Annotated in this window: 16 protein-coding genes and 1 tRNA gene; 1 reads left to right on the forward strand and 16 read right to left on the reverse strand. The window is 51.5% G+C overall.

Annotated elements, in window-relative coordinates:
* A tRNA-Phe gene (locus tag RR842_RS01570) sits at positions 1-76 on the reverse strand.
* Between the two features lie 269 nt (positions 77-345).
* On the opposite strand from RR842_RS01570, the gene RR842_RS01575 reads away from it, so the two are divergent.
* Positions 346-2,949: a transporter substrate-binding domain-containing protein gene (locus tag RR842_RS01575; protein WP_332728861.1), complete on the forward strand. Its 2,604-nt coding sequence runs from the start codon at positions 346-348 to the stop codon at positions 2,947-2,949.
* A 16-nt stretch (positions 2,950-2,965) separates the two neighbouring features.
* Here the strand turns inward: RR842_RS01575 and gspM are convergent, their stop codons facing one another.
* The 15 genes from gspM to RR842_RS01650 all read right to left on the reverse strand — a co-directional run bounded on the left by gspM (position 2,966) and on the right by RR842_RS01650 (position 20,172).
* Positions 2,966-3,565 carry a type II secretion system protein GspM gene (gene gspM / locus RR842_RS01580; protein ID WP_332512022.1) on the reverse strand — a complete coding sequence of 200 codons (600 nt, stop codon included), beginning with the start codon at positions 3,563-3,565 and terminating at the stop codon, positions 2,966-2,968.
* Entirely contained in the window at positions 3,555-4,190 is a 636-nt protein-coding gene (locus RR842_RS01585; protein WP_332512023.1) for a hypothetical protein, read from the reverse strand. Before RR842_RS01585 ends, gspM begins: the two co-directional genes overlap by 11 nt.
* A gap of 12 nt (positions 4,191-4,202) precedes the next feature.
* Positions 4,203-5,195: a pilus assembly protein PilM gene (gene pilM, locus RR842_RS01590; protein WP_332512024.1), complete on the reverse strand. Its 993-nt coding sequence runs from the start codon at positions 5,193-5,195 to the stop codon at positions 4,203-4,205.
* Positions 5,196-5,220: 25 nt separating this feature from the next.
* The gene (locus tag RR842_RS01595) at positions 5,221-6,111 is read right to left on the reverse strand and encodes a prepilin peptidase (RefSeq protein ID WP_332728862.1); all 891 of its coding nucleotides are present in this window, start codon (positions 6,109-6,111) and stop codon (positions 5,221-5,223) included.
* Between the two features lie 14 nt (positions 6,112-6,125).
* The gene (locus RR842_RS01600) at positions 6,126-6,518 is read right to left on the reverse strand and encodes a type II secretion system protein (RefSeq protein WP_332728863.1); all 393 of its coding nucleotides are present in this window, start codon (positions 6,516-6,518) and stop codon (positions 6,126-6,128) included.
* A 104-nt stretch (positions 6,519-6,622) separates the two neighbouring features.
* Entirely contained in the window at positions 6,623-7,834 is a 1,212-nt protein-coding gene (locus RR842_RS01605; RefSeq protein WP_332512027.1) for a type II secretion system F family protein, read from the reverse strand.
* Entirely contained in the window at positions 7,834-8,880 is a 1,047-nt protein-coding gene (locus tag RR842_RS01610) for a PilT/PilU family type 4a pilus ATPase (RefSeq protein WP_332512029.1), read from the reverse strand. The genes RR842_RS01605 and RR842_RS01610 overlap by 1 nt, the downstream gene beginning before the upstream one ends.
* A gap of 3 nt (positions 8,881-8,883) precedes the next feature.
* Positions 8,884-10,578: a GspE/PulE family protein gene (locus tag RR842_RS01615; RefSeq protein WP_332512031.1), complete on the reverse strand. Its 1,695-nt coding sequence runs from the start codon at positions 10,576-10,578 to the stop codon at positions 8,884-8,886.
* A gap of 1 nt (position 10,579) precedes the next feature.
* The gene (locus tag RR842_RS01620; RefSeq protein ID WP_332512033.1) at positions 10,580-11,137 is read right to left on the reverse strand and encodes a hypothetical protein; all 558 of its coding nucleotides are present in this window, start codon (positions 11,135-11,137) and stop codon (positions 10,580-10,582) included.
* A gap of 4 nt (positions 11,138-11,141) precedes the next feature.
* Positions 11,142-11,495: a hypothetical protein gene (locus RR842_RS01625; protein ID WP_332512034.1), complete on the reverse strand. Its 354-nt coding sequence runs from the start codon at positions 11,493-11,495 to the stop codon at positions 11,142-11,144.
* A complete protein-coding gene (locus RR842_RS01630) occupies positions 11,492-12,094 on the reverse strand; it encodes a hypothetical protein (RefSeq protein WP_332728864.1) in 603 nt (200 codons plus the stop codon). The genes RR842_RS01625 and RR842_RS01630 overlap by 4 nt, the downstream gene beginning before the upstream one ends.
* A 25-nt stretch (positions 12,095-12,119) precedes the next feature.
* Entirely contained in the window at positions 12,120-16,037 is a 3,918-nt protein-coding gene (locus tag RR842_RS01635) for a type II secretion system protein (RefSeq protein ID WP_332728865.1), read from the reverse strand.
* 186 nt (positions 16,038-16,223) lie between these two features.
* Positions 16,224-17,534: a coproporphyrinogen III oxidase family protein gene (locus tag RR842_RS01640; RefSeq protein WP_332512038.1), complete on the reverse strand. Its 1,311-nt coding sequence runs from the start codon at positions 17,532-17,534 to the stop codon at positions 16,224-16,226.
* 15 nt (positions 17,535-17,549) lie between these two features.
* On the reverse strand, positions 17,550-18,839 hold the full coding sequence (gene purD / locus RR842_RS01645; protein WP_332517481.1) for a phosphoribosylamine--glycine ligase: 1,290 nt from the start codon (positions 18,837-18,839) through the stop codon (positions 17,550-17,552).
* A 16-nt stretch (positions 18,840-18,855) separates the two neighbouring features.
* Positions 18,856-20,172 carry an adenylosuccinate synthase gene (locus tag RR842_RS01650; protein WP_332553531.1) on the reverse strand — a complete coding sequence of 439 codons (1,317 nt, stop codon included), beginning with the start codon at positions 20,170-20,172 and terminating at the stop codon, positions 18,856-18,858.
* Between the last annotated feature and the right edge of the window lie 26 nt (positions 20,173-20,198).

Raw genomic sequence — 20,198 nt, forward strand, 5'->3', positions numbered from 1 at the left:
TGGTGGTCGGAGGGGGACTTGAACCCTCGACACGCGGATTTTCAGTCCGCTGCTCTACCAACTGAGCTACCCGACCATCTCAAATCAACAAACGATTGAAAAACAAAATCGTTCGAGATGCGAGGAGTTAGTATACTGATCTTCCCCAGTTGGGTCAAGTTCTCGTACAAAAAAATATGGTGCTTTGGTCAAGAGCAGTTACCAAGAACACTTACCGGTTGATTACACAGGGAAACTGAACAGATATCCCGTATAATGAGAGTTAGCATATATCACATAATTGCTTCGGCACACACCGGAATGGCACGGCTAAAGATGTCATACGGTAGCTTTAGAGGATACGTAATGGCACATCAGCATAGCACCACCCTCGTTCGACTTTTAATGGTCTTGGTACTTATGTGTACCCTCATTCCCTCGTCGGCCCTCGCCGACACGTCTAACGGCGCCCCCGAAACACAAACCGCCCCTTCTGCAGAAGCACAACCTTCGAGCGCCTCGCCTTCAACCAACAGTACCACGGTAGGCGACACTATCCGCGTTGGCTTCGTTAACCAACCTGGTTCATTTTCCGTTGATGAAGACGGTAACTATGCCGGCTATGAATACGACTACCTCATCCAGCTTGCTCAATATACAGGTTGGAACTACGAGTTTATAGAAGCAACGGGAGACAGCGAAAACGCCCGCATTCTCAAATCACTCGATATGTTAGAGAACGAGGAAGTGGATCTGCTAGGAACCATGAACTACAACTCGAAGCTGGCCGAGGTGTACGAATACCCCCGGAACAGCTACGGATATTTTCACCCCTCCCTGTTCGCAGCTGACAACACAACAGACATCACCAAAACAAACCTGTATACACTTGAGGAACTCACCGTTGCCATCAAGCGCACTTCGGTTACTTATCGCACCGTCCTAGAGAACTTTTGCACAAAAAACAACATCCCTTTGACGCTTCAAGAATATGACTCTTTCGACGAAATGGCGGCCGCGGTCAACGAAGGGCGGGCCGATGCCCTGCTTGATCTGGACATAAACCTACATACAGGCTTTCACATTGTCGCCACGCTCCAGACACATCCTGTCTTTTTCGCAGCTAAAAAAGGCCGAACCGACATCACTAGCACCATCGACGGCGCCATCGAACGCCTGAACGCGGGAAACCCCTTGCTCCAAAGCAAACTTTACCAAACCTACTATGGTGTGGGAGAAGAAGATCTTTCCCTCACCCCAAGCGAGCTCGCCTATGCAGCCGATCAAAAACCACTGAGGGTAGGCATCGTTTCTGACAAGGCACCCATCCAGTCCTTTGACGAAAAAACAGGCGAGTTAACGGGTGTTACTAAAGACGTTCTTGATTACATCACCTCAGACAGCGGGTTACAGTTCGAAATTGTTCCTTTAAAACACGACAAAGACTTCGCTCAAGAGCTGCATGATCAGAATATCGATCTTGTTGCAGGCATCGATAACAACTACACGGCTGCTCTTGAGTGGGGCCTGTCCTTGAGTGCTCCTTACGTTACGTCGAACACCTTGATTGTGTTTAACAAGAACACCGACCCCAGCGATTTGAGTGGACACACGCTTGCCGTACCCCACGACCAAGTAACGGCCGCATCATCGAACAGTCCCGGACCCGTAGAAGTATACGACTCGCTCAGCGACTGCTTTAAAGCAGTCGATTCCGGACGTGCCGATTATGTTTACGCGAGTACTTATACTGCCCCTTACTATATAAATTACGGCAGCTACACCAACCTGAACTTCTTACCCGTATCCATCTCAACCAGCCAAGCATGCTTTGGTGTTGTCGCGCCTATTGAACCCGATTTGTTGCTTATTTTGAACAAATCCATCCGCAGTATTCCTGAATCAACGCTCAATTCGATGATTTACGAGGCATCGCTTCCTTCAGAAGAAGAACGCTTCAGCCAAATTGTGAAAACTCACCTTAAGGAAATTTTTATTGCATGCGTAGCGCTTCTTCTAATAGTAATCACGCTACTTGCTCTTTATTTGCGTACCCGCAGCAAAGCTGCACGAAACGCTCGCGACGAAAATAACCGTCATCGTGAAATTTATCGTATTTCAAACGAACAGTTTTTTGAGTACACTCCGAAAACCGACACACTACTCCTTTCTGTTCCCGAGAAGCAGCAATTTGCACACCTACATCGTTCTTCTAGCAAGGTAAGTTCCAATTACTCGCCTTACCACACCTACGAGCACATTAGTACGCAGCACTACGAATTCTTGCCCATCGAGTTGGTAGAGGCCATTACCGCGCCCAAAAACCCTGTCGCAGACGTTTGCTGCTCTTCAGAAGACGGTCGGAAGTACTGGATTCGCATATCATCCAGCATATTAACCGACGATGGAGGCAAGCCACTAAGCATCATCGGGAAAATGACCGACATCAACGAGGAGATTCTCGAAAAGACACACCTCTCTGAACGCGCCAAACATGACGGGTTAACCGGTCTGTTGAACCGCTCCACCTTCGAAGAAGAAGTGAAACACGTTATTGCCAAAGGAAAAACCGGTGCGTTTCTTATCATAGATGTAGATCACTTCAAGAACGTGAACGATATCCACGGACACATGGTGGGCGACACAGCGCTGCGGAGCATGGCCGATTTACTGCGAAACAGTTTTCATTCGAGCGACCTTGTTGGCAGGTTTGGCGGCGACGAATTTTCCGTATATATCTTCAGCCCTATTGATCGGAAGACCCTCGAAGATCGCTGCCGCGCTTTAGTGAGCGAAGGGGTCTCGTATCGCGAAAAGGACGGCACCGAATATCACGCCACGTTGAGCATGGGTGTTTTCCTGATAAGCCGCCCCGTAGACGACTACGACTACTTGTACGCCTTAGCTGACAAGGCTCTGTATGAAGCGAAACGAAACGGACGAAACCAGTTTGTCATACACGAGCAGTAGGCACCCACAAAGCGCGCTAGGAGCTTTTCTTATCCTGCAAGCCGTTTGTATTCGCAGATCCAGCGATAGTTTCGTAGTAGGTCACGTTCAGCGTACTAGACACGCTTTCGATAGTGCCATCAGCTAGCATCTTACCTGTCATGGAAAAATCGGTTATAACGCAGCGATACTTACCATTTTGCAGTGCCTCAAGCACCGCTGTAGCAGCGTCGTAGCTAGGCGTGGTGAACGTGAGGGTAACCACACGTCGCACCGTCTCTCCTGTAAGAACCGGCTGCGTGAGCTTTAGGTCATACGACGAGGTGGATGCTAAAGCTGCATTTAACTGATCAAGCTCATTGCGTAAATTATCGTAGGTGGCAATAACAGGTAGCTTCTCAACTTGACCCATTTTTTCAAGTTCGCTTTGCATTTTCTCACGCATAGCGGCAACGGTGTCCTGAGCTGCAATTTGATCCTGCACTTCTTGGAGCTGCGCCGCATTGGATGCTTTGGTATTTGCAACATTTTGCACCACGAAAAGATAGTAGGAAGCCGCAACCAAAACGACGGCAAGCACCAACAGCATAATTTTCTCACGCTTCGTAAACGCGCGACTCATCAATCTATTTGCCATTGGGCGCTCCTTTTGTCAACGCATCTGTTGGCTCGGTTGCGTTTTCTCCCGAAGCACCCTTCAAAGACACTTGGATGGTGGCCGAAGAACCCTTACCATCCTGAGACTGCGCCGTAGATACCGTAACGTGGGAGACAAGAGGGTCAGCCTCAAGACTTTGAACCAAGCCCGCCACATCTTGCAAGCCCACGCCAACGCAGGTGATAGTAAGCGTGTTGCCAACCACTTTTACCGAGGATAGGTTGGTGGCGCTCATAACCTTCGTTTTAAGCAAAACGACCAGGTCATCGCGATTGGCCAGAGCTTGTTCTTCTTCGGTCATATCCGACACCACATAGCGCGCATACTTGTCGGTAACTTCCGAATAGTCGGCATTTTCCGACGTCAGTGCAGCGAGTTGTTGCTTTGCCTGGACAAGTTCACTGCTGCTAGAAGCTCCACTCATCAAAGGATCGACCACCGCGAATTTAACCACAATAGCCAGCAAAATCAAGAAGATCAAAAACAGCAGCACTTCCAAGACGGTATTGCGTTTTGACGCTTCGCCCTTCGCTAGATTGACGTATTTTTTAGTGGGATATACGGCTTTTTTACCACTAAAGGATATCTCTTTTTTTAAGTCCATATGAGACACCCCCTAATCCGTAATAACCGCGCCGACAGCTGCCGGACACTGGGTGATTATATACTGATTATCTTCTGATACTTCGGGCAAAATAGAGGCGATGTCGCGCAACTCAACATCTGTTTGGGCTACCACCGCGTTCATAAGCGGCTCAACCGAAGCGCCGCCGCCACAGCAATACACAACCTCTATCAGGCTATCTGGATTGTTGAATCCATAAAAATGCAAGGCACGTCCCAGCTCAACAGCAATGGATTCATACACCAACATTGCCTGATCACACGTTAGAGCACCCTCAAAATTCGCGTGCTTGTAGCCGTTAGCTATATGCTCATCAACCCCAAAGGTTTGAGCAATAGCACGATCGACGTCTATGCTGCCAATATCGATAGTGCGCGTAACATCATAGGCACCACTCACGAAGAAGTGCAGTTTAGTAGATTCATGTGAGAAATCTGCTATGCAACAATTTGCAAGCGCTTTAGAATTGCCTCCCATCAAATTCTGCAGTGCAGCCTGATGGGGAAGAGCAATGCGCAACTTCATACTGGCACGCTTAAACATTTCTTGGTAGTCCTCTATAACTTGCTTCGCGGCAGCCACAGCCAGCAAGTCCATACTTTCAGGTATGCCTTTAGCGTCCGTTTGCGTGGCAAGCACCGCATAATCGAAGAAATACTTGTCTTTACCCTGCTGGATAAAATCACGAAATTCATAGGGCAGGTTGATTTCAAGCTCTTTTTCCGTCATGGCAGGTATATGCAACCGACGCGTCAGGCTGAGAGATCTTGGCAACAGCACGGCCACTTCCCTCGAAGCGCCGCCCATGTCAGAAGCTGTCTGCTTAATAAAATCAGCCATGGCATCAAAACTTACGATGCGATCCTCGGTAACCAAGCCCTCTGGTAGCGGCACCACCGCAAGGTGTTTGATGGACACGCCGTCGGACACCACCAGCTTCAAGCTGTAGTTCCCGATGTCAACTCCTGTATACGTCTTTCCCATACACTTCTTCCATCCATTCTGGAGTTCAGTATCCCAGCAAGCCCATGTACCACGTCAAGAATTGCGAACCCACCAACAAAGTAAGCAGCGTTGCCACGGCAATAGCTGGCCCAAAGGGAATCGCCCTTGTCTTGAAACTCTCCCCATCATCGTCTAACGAACGAGACGCGAAAAGCTGCCAGACAAACGCGAGCACCAAGCCCAACACGCAGGCAAGTATCAAATTGAACAAACTACCCAGCAAACCCAATGACAAACCCACGACGAACAGAAGTTTTACATCGCCACCACCCAGCGAGGTGCGACCCGTAACCTTGTCGAATATAAGCGAGAACAGCAGAATGCCACCGCCCACAACAAGCCCACCTACAAGCCCATCAACCAGCACCGGGAAAAACCCAGAACCCAAAAGCGGAACAAACAAACTACCCACGCCAAACCCCGTTGCCGGGGCCGATATGAGCCACACGCTTGCGGCCCACAGGGCAATACCTGCAACGATAAACCCATTAGGTATCGTGTAGGTATCAACATCGACAAGCGCCGCACCACACAAAATGCAGGCGAGCGCCCAGTAGGCAACGGTCTGGATACCTAAGCCATACTTCCACAAAAGCAAGGCGAAAAAAGCTGCCATAGCTATTTCAACCAGCACGTAACGCGCACCGATTTCCTGCTTGCAGTATCGACATTTTCCCCTGATCATTACCCAGGAAAGAATCGGCACCAAGTCAAGCACACCCAGCGTATGCCCGCAGGCGGGGCAATGGCTGCGACCGCGCAGAACGCTCTCGCCATTGACAACCCGCCATGCCAGACAATTAATGAAACTTCCCATGACCGCACCCAGCACGGCGGCTATCCCCAGAAGGACGGCCGCCTGTGCAGGGGTGAAGATGTCAACAAAAAGAATCAAGATTCACTAAGAAGCTACGACTTCGCGGGCACTTTCGTATCCGTTAGATACACCGTGAAGGGTCCCGTCGTATCTGTCTCAGCTTTGCCGAGCGTATCCTTACCGGCTGCTGCCACACCAGTTACCGCAGTAATTTCAATATCACCTGTGGCGGAAACTTCACCCTTAGCCTCGTACGCCTTGTTTGTGCCAAGATCCACATTGTTTTCAAGCACGTACACCATAGTGGCAGATTTCGCAGCACGAATATTAGCGTCATGCGTTGCTTCTTTTGCGGAATTTTGCGCTCCCGTAAACACCGGAATAGCAATAGCCACCAACACTAAAATAATTGCAACAACAATCAACAGCTCGGCGAGCGTGAAGCCGCCTTTTTCCTCTCTCACCCTCTTAATCATTTCTTTCATAACCATTCCTTTCCTCTATGCCCGGCCTTTTGCCAAGCATCCTTTTATCTGCACAGAAAAATTGTTTGAGCGCCCTGAAACAATCTCCCTGCTGCATTTTCCAGCTACATCATGCTTGAGTACATTGTAAACATAGGCAGGTACAACGCAACAACAATAAACCCTGCGAACACTGCCATAACCATAAGCAATCCCGGCTCCAGCAAAGAGAGGGCCTTGTCCGTCACGCGCTGCGTTTCAGAATCGTAAAACACACCCACCGTCTCTAACGTCTCTTCCAATTCGCCCGACTGCTCACCTACCGCCGTCATTTCGGTCAACGTCTTGGGTAAATAAGGTATGGTACCTACACATTCACCCAAACTGCGGCCTTCCTCTAAGTCAGCCTCAATACGACCCACCTGACGAGACAACACGTAATTGTCCATCACGCGAGCCGTCACCCGCACTGCATTAGTCATAGGCAACCCCGACGCAATCAACGTTGCCATAGTGTTCGCAAACTGCGCGGCACTTGAGTATACTGCGATAGTACCTATAACCGGAAGCCTCATCTGCATTGTTGCAAAGAATACCTTACCTCGTTCTGTTCTTTTGAAAACCAGAATGCCAACCACCATCAAAGCCAGCACCGCTAAAATAACAACGATGTTTTGAGACATGAAGCTGGATGTGTCGATTAAAAATTGGGTGATGGCCGGTATTTCGCCACCCATTGACGATATCATGCCCGTCATGGCAGGAATAACCATAACCATCATCACAATAACTACTATTACAGCAATGACCAGCACAAATATAGGATACGTGAGCGCTCCAGAAACTTTCGAAGCCACCTTTGCACGCTTGTCAAAATACGTTTGAAGCCGCATGAAAGCCTCTGCCAAACGGCCCGTTTCTTCACCTGCGCGAATGGTTTCAATAAGCACGCGCGGCAAGAAGGGGCCCTTGTTTTCAAGACTATCGGCAAGCCCGTGTCCTGAAGATACATCTTTGGTAACCTCAATAAGAATTTTATGCAGGTATTTATCTTCTGCCTGCTCAGAAACGAGAGCAACGGCACGCCCTATGGGTAAACCAGCCTGCAGAATAATGGCAAACTGCGAGCACATGATGGAAAGCTTCTTAGGCTTTACCTTCGGTTTGCCAATTTCCATGGTCAGGAAGTTTTTGCTTTCCTTGACTTCCTTGACACTTCTAACAACACGACACAGATTGCGCGCTTGCTCCATCGCTTCAATCTCATCGTAGGCTTCAACCACGCCATCAAGGGGCGTGCCTGCTTCGGAAAGTCCTGTGTAAGAGTATGTAGGCATTAGAATGCGTTCTTTCTCACGTACTCATAATCGTGCGCCGCTTCTTGTGCCACGGCGGCATCAATAGTGCGGCTCCGATACAAGTTTAACAGCGCATTGTCCATAGTAATGCTGCCAGCCGATGCCGAAGTAGCCAAAGAACTGGCAATTTGTGGCGTCTTACCCTCGCGAATAAGGTTGCGAATTGCCGGCGTTACCATCATCAGCTCGCAGGCCAACGTACGGCCGGTACCATCGCGCTTAGGAAGAAGCTGCTGGGAGAGCACTGCCTGCAACGTTGTTGAAAGCTGCATGCGAATCTGACGCTGTAATCCCTCGGGAAACACATCAACCATGCGGTCGATAGAGTCTGCTGCCGACTGCGTATGAAGGGTGGCGAACACCAAGTGGCCCGTCTCGGCAGCTGTAAGGGCCGTTGAGATGGTGTCAAGGTCTCGCATCTCACCAATAAGGATGATGTCGGGGTCTTCTCGCAAAACAGCACGTAAGGCGTTGCTGTAGCTTTCCGTGTCTTGCCCCACCTCGCGCTGCGAGATGATGGATTGTGCCGGCGTGTAAATGTACTCAATCGGGTCTTCCATCGTGATAATGTTCTCGGCGCGCGTATGATTAATCTCGTTAATAAGCGCTGCCAGCGTTGTTGATTTGCCGCTGCCCGTTTCGCCCGTAACCACAATGATGCCGCGTTGCAAACGCGGAAAGTCCATCACCGCAGGGGGAAGACCCAACGAAGCCAAGCGGGGAATCTTATCTGAGAGCAAGCGCAGTGCTGCGCTTAGGTGCCCTTGCGCACGGAACAGATTAATACGCACACGAAGCCCCGCCAGGGTACGCGCCATGTCAAGTTCGCCAATATGCTTGATGGAGGCGAACTTTTCACCCGCAAGGGCATGTCCAATGTCCTCGCAATCCTCATGCGTTAGAACATGGTCGGATGCAGAAATCAGCTTACCTTTCACGCGAAACTTTATAGGCAAGCCGCACACGATATGCACGTCAGAGGCATCTGATTCATGAGCAAGGTCTATGAGCTTTTCGATGTTCATACGCTACTCCAAGGCCGTGATCGTTTTGCGAGCCTCTTCGGCAGTGGTGATACCTTCTAGCACCAACCGATGGCAGCTATCCTGCATACTCTGGAACGAATTCGTTTTCTCAATAGCTGCCTGCAATGATTCACGAGTTGCGCCACCCGTAATAGAAGCGCGCAATTCGCGGTCGAGCAGCAGTATCTCAAAAACGCCCGTTCGTCCACGGTATCCCGTGTTAAAACACATGGGGCAGCCTGTTCCCCGATAAAACTTGACCGAAGGATCGTACTCCATATCCAGCATGTCAAATTCTTCTCTCGTGGGCTTGTAAGACTCACGACAGTTCGGACACACCTTACGCACTAAACGCTGAGAAATAATACCTCGCACGCCACTTGCGATAAGATACGGCTCCACACCAATATCGATAAGTCGATCGATAGTAGACACGGCATCATAGGTATGCACCGTGGAAATCACCAAGTGGCCAGTAATAGCTGCGCGCATGGCAATCTCGGCCGTTTCGCCATCTCGAATTTCTCCCACACCCACAATGTCGGGGTCTTGCCGCAGCACAGCGCGCAAAGCATTGGCGAACGTCATGCCTACTTTTTCGTTGATCTGCACCTGGTTGACGCCATCTACGTTGTACTCAACAGGGTCCTCCAGGGTAATCAGATTTACGGAGTCTTTGTTCAGCTGACGAATCATGGTGTACATGGTGGAGCTTTTCCCAGACCCCGTGGGACCCACAATAAGCACCATGCCGTTATTTGAGTGGATGAGCCTATCGTATTTTGCCAAGTCGCTGCCAGCCAAACCGATGCCCTTCGGCTCTAACAGCGTCGCATCTTTGTCGAGCAAGCGAATAACTACCACTTCGCCATGAATGGTGGGCAGCGTACTGATGCGCAAGTCAATATCCTGTTTTTTGATGCGCACATTTGCGCGGCCATCTTGCGGAATACGCCGCTCCGACGTGCTCATGTTTCCCACTATTTTCAAGCGAGAAATCACGCTTGCCTGAAGTTCTTTCGGTACCGCAAGGATGGTGCGCATAATACCATCGATACGCATACGCACATGCAGGTCTTCCTCCCGCGGTTCAAGATGAATATCGCTTGCACGCTCTGTGGCAGCGCGTTCGATAATGCTGTTAACCAAACGTACCGTAGGGGCACTTTGTGCGTCAGACTCTTCACCCAGTGAAGTACTTTGAAAACCCAAGGCATCATCGGTTTGCCTAACATCACGCTTCATTTCTTCAATGGCTCGCGCAGCGCCCTCGTTGCCATAGAGCGTCATAATGGCACGCAAGATGGCATCGTTGGTGGCAATCATGGGCACAACGCGCTTGCGCGTAGCATTTTTTACCGCTTCAACAGCAACGAAGTTTAAGGGATCACTCATGGCTAGGTAAACTTCGTCAGGTGTGATGCGCACCGGCACCACGTTGTATTGGCGCGCAACATTTTTTGAGATAACGCGACTCATATCAGGGTCAAGTGTAATTTGAGACAGATCGACAAACTCAATGCCCAGCTGCATTTGCAGAGCCTCAATCATCTCTGCCTCAGTAATTATGCCTTCGTCAAGAAGAGCCTCCCCCAAGCGCTTCTTCGATTTCTTTTGAGAAGCGAGTACCGTTTTCAACTGCTCATCGGTGATGAGTCCCGCATCGATAAGCAAGTCGCCCAATCGTTTATATGCCATATTAATTCCCTACTCTTGCTATCGTCATCTCGCCCGATGTTGCTACTTCAGAAGCGGTGCTACTACCTTGAAGAATCCTGATAGTAAAAAACCAGCGCCCTTTATCTTCAGCATTACCCGGATCTTTTTCAAAACGAAGGCCCTCTACAACAGGAACAAGCCCACCGGAAGAAGGAACGAGCAACACTTGTTGATTTTTATCCTTCGGGTTTCCGGACAAAATACCATCCCCCTGAAAAGCAATACCAGCATTGTTTGCCGCCGGTACCAGCCAAACGCGCGCATTCACCGACTTGCTTACAAAACTGGTCCCTTCAACCGCTCCTGTTGAAAACGCAAGCTCGTCGCTTATCTCTTGGACGCTACGGTTTAAGAGTGCTTGCGATTCAGTTACCTTCGTCACGTTGGCAAACACCGTCATTGCCGCAGCAAGTCCTGCGGAAATGGCAAGGCAGAGCAAGCCTATGAAAATAATGCTCACCAGCTGTTCTGCCAGCATAAAACCCTGCGTACTTTTCAGCTTCAAAGCAAGGCGTGTTGTTAAGAGGCGGCTTGGCATAGGACTACTCCGCCTTTGGTTCGTAGCGAATATACTCGTCTTCACTATAAAGAAGTGCCGGAATCTCTATCGGCATGGTTAATGAGCCGCTTTGTATAACAACGGTTACCTCCGCGCCCCCTGATGGAGAAGCCAAGGTGCTCTCGGCGGTGTACAGTGCCGAGAGCCTCTCCTGATTTCGCATGGTCGCACTGGCAGAAGACATCACCATTGTGGCCAGTAAAGCGGCACCTAAAGCAGCAATGAGTATCGCGGCAATCGCTTCGACCAAGCTATCCCCCGAAGCGTTCCTCGCTTTTTGCCGCGCGGCAAAGCAAAGCCTTTGCAGAGTGTTATTTTTTACCGGCTGCCCGCTCATACGTCAGATGCTTTCGTAATTACCGCATTTTTCCATTCACATTTTTCTAGTCGTCCTGCGTTGTTATACGTTGGTATACATTGAACCGTAACCACTTCTTTATAGGCGGCTGGCTTATTGATATCTTCTTCCGAGGAAAGTTTCACCGTTATGTTGAAATCTCGATCTACCGAAAACTGAGCGTATACTTCAAGTTCCACGTATTTGCTAGAGCCACTCGAATCGCTCACTTTTATTTTCAAAAGGGTAGGAAGCGTGTAAGGTGTTTCGCTCTGGCTCTTGTGAACATTCCATAGGTTCCAGAGATTGGTGGTCCATAGTTGCTGCATGAGCACAGGCCCCTTGACGGGCATTTCAATTTCGGGAGGATTTTTTGAATCCTTCCATACAACCGTCGTCGGCACTATTTGATCCACGATTGTTTGGGCGGCCGACGTTACGGTATACTCTGCCTGCTGCGTTTGACGATGCGTCACCACAGCCTTTGCATTTATCGAAGCAGCCGTAAGCACTACCGAGCCAATAACCGCACAAATTAAGAAAAACACCAGCGCAATAACGATAGAAGCGCCCTCGTTTCCGTAAATTTTATTCTTCAAACTATGTGTATCTCTTCTTTTCATACTATAAATTACCAACCACCCTTGCAACGGGAAGTGTCTGGTCTGTCCAAGCAGCATCGAGGGAAAACACTCCCTCGTCTATTGTGGAGGGAGACTGCATATAACCAACAGCGGTCCCTATATTAAAGTAGTCAAGAGGATCGGTTGGTGCCACGAAGCCAAATTCAGCAGTTGAACTGCTTACGGAGTTACCCGAACTTATCTCGTAAGGAGTAGAGGTCCAGCCGGCTAGACCTCCGACGCAATACTTCTTAGTATTTGAAGGAGAGGGAGTACCCAGTGTTGTCGAGCTAACCGAGGTATCTTGAATAAAACCTGGTGTCTCCATTTTTCCAGCTACACCGCCCATGATATACCCTGCATTTTGCCACGAACCCCTTGAGCAGGTGAAATAAAGTCGTATAGAATCTATCGAGCACTTTTGGCCTTCCTTAGAAACTCCGCGGTATACAAAAGTATCCCCCTGAGCCACCCCCACGAGAGATCCCGCACATCCACCACCATTGGTCGCATGAATCTCTAAAGGACCCGCATCCTGGCTTTGCCCAGACACAGAACAGCTGATGATTTGTGTTGAGCCAGCGTACCCTACAAGGATGCCGAAATTAGCGTAGGCTCCCGAGGTAGTCTGCGAAGCATTCCAGCTACCCCCCGCACTATCTTCAAGAATAAGGTTTTTGATGGTAGCGTTTTGAGTGCGAGGGAAAAGGCCTTGCCCTTGGTTCGAGGAAGCATATGAACCAATCCAGTAGCGAAAATTAACAACTTTGTTTCTTACTCCGGTGTCGCCCGTTAACCCGGCACCATCGTAGGTGCCGGTAAACATATAATCAAACTTAACGTTTACATCATGCTTCGTATATAAGTCTCCGTAATTCGAATTATACGTGGGACGATCTTGAGCATCTATGTCCCGAGTTTGAGCAAAATAGAATTGGTATTCCTGCACGTAAATATATTGATAAGACCGCGGAAACGTTCCGGGGAATTGCGTTGCATGTCGAATTAGCCAAGGAGCTTGCGCTTGCCCCCACTGGTCAGCCATTCCTGTCTCCAAGCCGCCTACGCTTTCTACCGCAGCTGCGAAGCAAGGATTAATCTTATACGAAGCATAGATATTGCCCGTGTGCACCTCCACCGTCATATTGACTTGTTTTCTTTGTTCGTTGCTTACCCTCACCGGATACGCATCAAACGAAGTACCCTCAATAATTACCTTGCGGCGATCACCTTTCCGTATCTCATTTCCGGAAACAGACATCCCCTCCGGAACAACAACAAAATACCCCCAGGATCCAATGGCATTCTTCGCGTCGTAGTATTCTCCTAAATTACTAACAGGATAGCTGGCGATGTTGGTATAACCATAATATCCGCTGACTCCCCCTTGAAGTTCAGGCTCGTCGAACTCAAGATACATCAGCCCAATGCCCGCCTCTTGGTATTGCCCAAACAGCTTCACGTTGCCAAAAGGCATGGTTCCTTGGAATACTCCCAAAGATTCTTTAGAGGGGAACGACAACCCCGTCCCGTTTATTTGCGTGTTCCATTCCTTAAATAAAGTAGTCGATGACTTATTTTGCCCTTCAGCCAGCATTTCGCCAGAATTGTATTGTTGGTTCACCACATCGAAACCAAGAAGGGGCATCCACTGTTCATTATCAAGTAGTTTATTTTCATCATCATAATAGGTGAATGTGCGATAGTACAAATAATCGAGATCGATTGCTATACCAAAATCCGCTGATCCAACGAGCGCCGTTTCAGGACGCGCTATGGCTCCTACGGCAGAAAGGCGAGGGTCTCCCTCAAGATTCTGGCCAACTGCCATATACGTGCTTCGCGCACTATAGTTCGCTTGAGGAGTGTATCTCCACAGTACCGAGGAACTCAACGTCGCGTTTTTAACCTGATTTTTTTGAGGATCACGCGGCGTAGGAGCATAGTAAAAATAGAGATCGTTAGCGCTGAAACCTTTGCCTTCGATTCCCGTCATATTTCCCTTTTTTGCCGACCAAAGAACAGCCGATGAAGAAACGCGAAATTCATTTAAAAAGGTACCTTGATAGGAAACATCTTCCCCGCCCAAACTGCGCGACGACACCGAGGTGCCCGACGCAACCCAAGCAATTACTTGTTGCCATTGCTCAGAATCGAAAAAACTTTGCACTTCCGCAACAAGTGGTCCCGTACGAACCAGCAAGGTATATCCATCTTTGTCTGGTTTCACCTCGGCATTACCTTCAAGGCTTGCAGGGTTTACATAAATCGAAGGCGACGCTGCGCTCAGCGTAGGAATAACGTCGAGGGGTCGGTCGTCCTTACCAACAATAAAGTTGTGATTCGCAACGTCCCATTGCCACTGAATACCATCAAAATGACCAATCAAAGTGTTGTTGACCCATATTTCATAGGGCTGAAAATAGTGAACGATGCGTTCCCCATTTTCATACCTTTTCGACATCGTATTACCCGGTTGAATACCAAGTCGAGCCTGCTTTGCCACTGCTTGATTATAGTCAACCCATAGGCCAGAATACGTTTGAGCGTCAGCGCTCCAGTCGCTTTTCTTCAATGAAGCTGCCGTATTGCTGATAGGAGCAATGAGCTGGCTTTCACTGTTTGCCGGATAGATTTCCGGTTCTCCAAATTTACTGGTCAGCACAGAAACTGGTTTAAATTCTTTTCTGGTCGTTCCCGTTCCCGTTTCCGTTTCCGTTCGCTTCGTGGCCAAGGCACCGTCGTTATTCGGATCTTTGTATCCCTCAACATTACTCGATGTCACAAGAACGTTTATTTTCAAGAGGGATTCGGGCCATTGAATATGGGCTTCGGCACGAGCAGGCACACTTGAAGCATTCTTGGCAGCAGTCTCAACATTCACCAATATGGCATCTAAAGATTTGAACTTTTCGATTTCCTTCACCAGATCGGGATTCTTTGCACCGCTCAGCGCCTCTCCAAGCGCATTGAGGTCTATACGAAGCACATCGCCTGTTGGCGAGGAAACTTCGCTGCCACGCTCAGTAACAATAATAACTGCATCTTTTGCGGAGGATTGTATGAATGGTTCGCTTTGATCGACCGTAAGCCCTGCATTAAAGCTGCTGATCTGTCCGTTCACGGGCTGAAAGCTGAGTGTGAAAGACCCCGGTCGCTCGTTGTTTTCGTTGGTGATTTTAATAATGAGTTCGTTTCCCCAAGCTGGCGTTTTCAGATTGGAGTCCTGAATGCACAATTTACCGTTTTCAACCCAGATGTTGGGATTTGCTAAAGCAACGGCACCGGTAGCCCCAGCGGGAGTGCCCCAATAATAGCCAATCAAAAATCCCTCAGCGCCGCTCATGCGACGCGCCTTGCTACGAGGACCTGTCTCGTCAGAGGCGGGAGTATCGCCCATTGCTTTATAGTAGTTTTCGACCGGAATGCTTCCCTTTTCGCCCTTCCCAAAAAAACCCACCTTATTATCCGAATAAAAAACCCCGCAAACCGTTGCCGTGGATTTGCTGAATTCAATAACATAATCGCCCTCGAGCACCGTCTCATCGATAGACAACGAGGGAAGGATGCCTAGCTCTCTTACCTGCGTGGCAGTGAGGTAATAGAGATCGTCCCGCTTGAGTTCTTCTCTGTTATTCGGAGGACATTTTATAGGTTGATTCGATAAGTTGACGCCGCCGGATTCCTCAAAATTTTTGAGCTTTTCCAGCCAAGTGCCAGACACTTTCATAGAGGTCATCTGATTTTGCGCCGCAAGAGCAATCTGATTAGCGGCAGAGTCAAGTTCGAGCATATGCATATTCTTTTGAGCATTAGCAACAGAAGGAATGGCAATAGCAGTTAATACAAGAATAATCGCTATTGCAAGAAGCAATTCCGTCAGAGTAAAACCTTTGTTGTTTTTGCTCCGATCGAACATGGCCGGTACTCGCCTTCCGTTCTTCGTTAAACCAGATTAGAGCGTTTGGCTGGCGCGTTTTTCATTTTGTTGCCCGTCAAGCATGTTTAAGCAACAAAATGATCTTTTATTCTAACTCACCTGAAACGAAATAGCACGGGCTTAGGCATTCAACTGGTATCTGATGCCCGGCGGTAAGGCATACCGTCATTCCCCAAAAACCAGCTTGCGCTCTTCGCCCGTGAGGGCGGCACGAGCCTGGTCGCGCAGGTTGTTCACGCCAATAAAGAACTGGCGCATCATCACTACCATCAGGTAGCGGCCCTTGGGGGTGAGCGTGTATTCTTCGGGCGTATCGGTGGCGAAAGCGCCGGACAGCTTCATAAACGCCGTCTCCACCGGCAAACCGGCCTCCACCGTACAGCCGAAGTCCTGCATGAACTGGCGCTTGTCCAAACGCAACCCGAACAGCTGCATCATGAAGCGGTAGCGCATACGATCGTGCTTGTTGAAATTTGCCTTGCCCATAAGAGACATGTGGCCCTGTTCGATAGCGGCGTTGTAGTCGTTCACGGAGAACGTGTTCACGTAGAGCGTCTCGCCCAAATACGTGATGCCACCGCTGCCAATTGCGGGATACTCCTCGTAGTCGACCACGTACTCGTCGATCATGGCCTTCTCTCCTTCGACACCGGTACCGCAGCGGTTGAAGGCCCATGCGCTGCCGTGGCTGAACAGCGGCTCGTCGCCGCCAGTCAACAGCTCGTCGATGATGCGGTAGAAGCGTTGTTCGCGGCCATAGTCGACGCGGCCCACCGTCTGCGCAAGGGAGCGGGCCACACTCGGCGAGGCCATAAGCGGGTAGAACGTGGCCTGGCTCGCACCGCTCTCGATAACGCGCTCGACATCGTTGATGAGGATGTCCTCGGTCTGCGCAGGGAAGTTGAAGATCATATCCACGTTCATCGACGTGAAGTACGGGCTTGCCTGGCCCACGCGCTCGAGTATCTCCTCGGCGCAACCGTATTTGTCAAAGCGATCCATCTGCTTGAGCAGGCCGTTGTCGAAGCTCTGCACGCCCACGCTGAGGCGCTGCACGCGGCCTTGTAGCTTGTCCAGGTACTCCGGAATGAGGTGGTTTGGATTCGTCTCGCTGGACACTTCCTGGATAGAGAACATCTCTTTCGCCCTATCGATGGTGTCGCAAAGCTCGTCCAGCATGACCGTAGGCGTGCCACCGCCCACGTACAGGCTCTCGAAGTCGTAGCCCAGTTCCTTGAGCATATGCATCTCTTTGCGCATGCTGGCGAAGTAAGGCCGAGCGCGATCCTCCGAGAAGGGGAAGCGGTTGAACGAGCAGTACGGGCACAAGCGCTCGCAGAACGGCACATGCATGTACAGCATGTACTTCATGCCCGGCCGGGGGCCGGGGACGCGCACTTCAGTCGTGGGCTTGAGTTGCAGGTAGTTCTTGGTGGTCTGCCGCACGACGGCGGTTAGCATGCGCTCTGTTAGCATCGAGTTACTTCGCCTCTAATTCCACGCCTGACGGCCTTCGGCCGCGCGTTTTCCAATGTCGGTACGGTACTGCTTGCCCTCGAAGTTGATAAGGTCGCAGGCCTCGTAGGCGCGCTCGCGTGCTTCTTCGAACGAATCGCCCAACGCCGTCACGTTCAAAACCCTGCCACCAGCGGTAACCAACTCGTCATCGTAGTTGGTGGTCGTGCCGGCATGAAACACCGTCACCCCTTCGAGCTGTTCGGCCTCCTCGATACCTAAGATAACCTTACCCTTCTCGTACGGCCCGGGATAGCCGTCGCTCGCCAGCACCACGCTTACCGCCCACTGCTCGCTCCAGCGCAGGTTGATGTCGTCGGGACGTCCCTCGGCCACAGCCAGCGCGATGTCTACCAGGTCGGTTTCCAGGCGCGGCAGCACCACTTGCGTCTCAGGGTCGCCGAAGCGGGCGTTGAATTCCAGCATCTTCGGGCCCTCGGGCGTCAGCATGAAACCGCCGTACAACACGCCGCGATAATCGTGCTCAAACACCTCGGCCGTAGCTGTTGCGGCCTTCTCCATGATCTCGTACATGCTGGCCAACTCGTCGGGCTCCACGATGGGCACCGGCGAGTACACGCCCATGCCACCCGTGTTCGGGCCGCGGTCGCCGTCGAAAGCGCGCTTGTGATCCTGCGCCGTAGCCATGCAGTGGGCCTTGCCACCGCTGACGAACGCCAGCAGCGAACACTCGGGACCGGTAAGGAACTCCTCTATGAGCACGGTCGAGCCCGCATCGCCGAACGCGCCATCGAAGCAGCTGTGCACGGCAGCCTCGGCGTCGGCCTCGGTTTCCGCCACGATCACGCCCTTGCCCGCCGCCAGGCCATCGGCCTTCACGACGATGGGCGCACCCAGCTCACGCAGGTAGGCCAACGCCGGCTCCAACGCGGTGAAGCTGTCGTAGCGCGCCGTAGGGATGCCGTGGTCGTCCATGAAACGCTTGCTGAACGTCTTGCTGCCCTCGAGCTGCGCGCCCTCGGCGTCGGGGCCGAACGCGGGGATGCCTGCCGCGCGCAGCACGTCGGCCACCCCGGCCACCAACGGTGCCTCGGGGCCGATAACCACCAGGTCGATGTTATGGTCGCGGGCAAACGCCAGCACAGCTTGGCCGTCGTCGACTTTCAGGTGAGCCACGTTTTCGGCGATGCCCGCCGTGCCGCCGTTGCCGGGGGCAACGTAGAGCTTGTCCGTGCGCGGGGACTTCGCAAGCGCCCAGGTTATAGCATGCTCGCGGCCGCCGCCGCCCAACACCAAGATGTTCATTCCCGGTCCTTTCAACCTAGCGGTCCCAGCCGCGCATGATGGTTTGGTCGCGATCGGGCCCGACGGCGATAATGCTAATGCGCACGCCGGTGATCTTCTCCAGGTACTCGACGTAGCGCCGTGCGGCTTCCGGCAGTTCTTCGAACGTACGGCACCCGGTGATGTCGACGTCCTTCCAACCCGGCAGCTCCTCGTAAACCGGCTTGGCATGGAACAGCACGCTTTGCTGCATGGGGAAGTAGTCGTACACCTTGCCCTCGCACTCGTAGGCCGTGCACACCTTGATGGTGTCAAATGCACTCAGCACGTCGAGCTTGGTCAAAGCCACATCGGTAAGGCCGTTCACTTCCGCAGCATAGCGTCCGATAACAGCATCGAACCAGCCGCAGCGGCGCTTGCGGCCCGTGGTCACGCCGAACTCATGGCCCACCTTACACAGCGTCTCGCCGATCTCGGCTTCCTCGCCCACGCCGCCGTCTTCGGGAAAGCGCTGCTCGGTGGGGAAGGGGCCTTCGCCCACGCGGGTGATATAGGCTTTCTGAATGCCCAGCACGCGATCGATAGCCGTAGGACCTACGCCTGAACCGGTAGCCGCGCCGCCTGCGCAGCACGACGAGGAGGTGACGTAGGGATACGTGCCATGATCGATGTCTAAGAGCGTGCCTTGCGCGCCCTCGAACAGTATCTGCTTGCCGTTGCGCACGGCATCGTTCAAAAGCTGGGCCGTCTCGGCCATGAAAGGCTTCAGGATGCGTGCGTAGGGCAGGTACTCTTCGCAGATCTCCTCCACCGTGTAAGCGTGCAGGCCGTAGATCTTCTCCAGGATAGGATTCTTCTGGGCAAGCGCCGTCTCAAGCTTCAGACGGAAGATCTTCTCGTCCAGAAGATCCTGGACACGGATGCCCTTGCGAGCCGCCTTGTCCTGGTAGCACGGACCAATACCACGTTTGGTGGTGCCTATCTTGTTGTCGCCGAGGCGCTTTTCGTCGGCACCGTCGAAGTCTTTATGGTAGGGCATGATGATATGAGCGTCGCAGGATATCTTCAAGTTGCCGCAGGGTATCCCCTCGGCTTCCAGCATGGCCATCTCCTTGATGAGCACGCCGGGGTCGATGACCACGCCGTTGCCGATGACCGGCACTGCATGGTCGTACATGACGCCAGAGGGCATGAGGTGCAGCGCCAGCTTTTTGTCGCCATGGATGACCGTATGGCCGGCGTTATTGCCGCCTTGGTAGCGCACGACGAAGTCGTATTCACGTGCGATGAGATCGGTGATCTTGCCTTTGCCTTCGTCTCCCCATTGGGCGCCGACGAGTACCGTGCTGGGCATGTTCGCATCCTTTCGCCCGGCGCTTC

The sequence above is a fragment of the Gordonibacter sp. genome (genome assembly GCF_036667095.1).
Taxonomy (GTDB): Bacteria; Actinomycetota; Coriobacteriia; order Coriobacteriales; family Eggerthellaceae; genus Gordonibacter.

Excerpts from the sequence above, each read along its gene's own strand:
- RR842_RS01625 (WP_332512034.1), bottom strand. The coding sequence starts at position 11,495 with ATGAGCGGGCAGCCGGTAAAAAATAACACTCTGCAAAGGCTTTGCTTT.
- RR842_RS01615 (WP_332512031.1), bottom strand. The coding sequence starts at position 10,578 with ATGGCATATAAACGATTGGGCGACTTGCTTATCGATGCGGGACTCATC.
- RR842_RS01585 (WP_332512023.1), bottom strand. The coding sequence starts at position 4,190 with ATGGACTTAAAAAAAGAGATATCCTTTAGTGGTAAAAAAGCCGTATAT.
- RR842_RS01640 (WP_332512038.1), bottom strand. The coding sequence starts at position 17,534 with ATGCTAACAGAGCGCATGCTAACCGCCGTCGTGCGGCAGACCACCAAG.
- RR842_RS01635 (WP_332728865.1), bottom strand. The coding sequence starts at position 16,037 with ATGTTCGATCGGAGCAAAAACAACAAAGGTTTTACTCTGACGGAATTG.
- RR842_RS01600 (WP_332728863.1), bottom strand. The coding sequence starts at position 6,518 with ATGAAAGAAATGATTAAGAGGGTGAGAGAGGAAAAAGGCGGCTTCACG.
- RR842_RS01575 (WP_332728861.1), top strand. The coding sequence starts at position 346 with ATGGCACATCAGCATAGCACCACCCTCGTTCGACTTTTAATGGTCTTG.
- RR842_RS01605 (WP_332512027.1), bottom strand. The coding sequence starts at position 7,834 with ATGCCTACATACTCTTACACAGGACTTTCCGAAGCAGGCACGCCCCTT.
- RR842_RS01650 (WP_332553531.1), bottom strand. The coding sequence starts at position 20,172 with ATGCCCAGCACGGTACTCGTCGGCGCCCAATGGGGAGACGAAGGCAAA.
- RR842_RS01620 (WP_332512033.1), bottom strand. The coding sequence starts at position 11,137 with ATGCCAAGCCGCCTCTTAACAACACGCCTTGCTTTGAAGCTGAAAAGT.
- RR842_RS01610 (WP_332512029.1), bottom strand. The coding sequence starts at position 8,880 with ATGAACATCGAAAAGCTCATAGACCTTGCTCATGAATCAGATGCCTCT.
- gspM (WP_332512022.1), bottom strand. The coding sequence starts at position 3,565 with ATGGCAAATAGATTGATGAGTCGCGCGTTTACGAAGCGTGAGAAAATT.
- purD (WP_332517481.1), bottom strand. The coding sequence starts at position 18,839 with ATGAACATCTTGGTGTTGGGCGGCGGCGGCCGCGAGCATGCTATAACC.
- pilM (WP_332512024.1), bottom strand. The coding sequence starts at position 5,195 with ATGGGAAAGACGTATACAGGAGTTGACATCGGGAACTACAGCTTGAAG.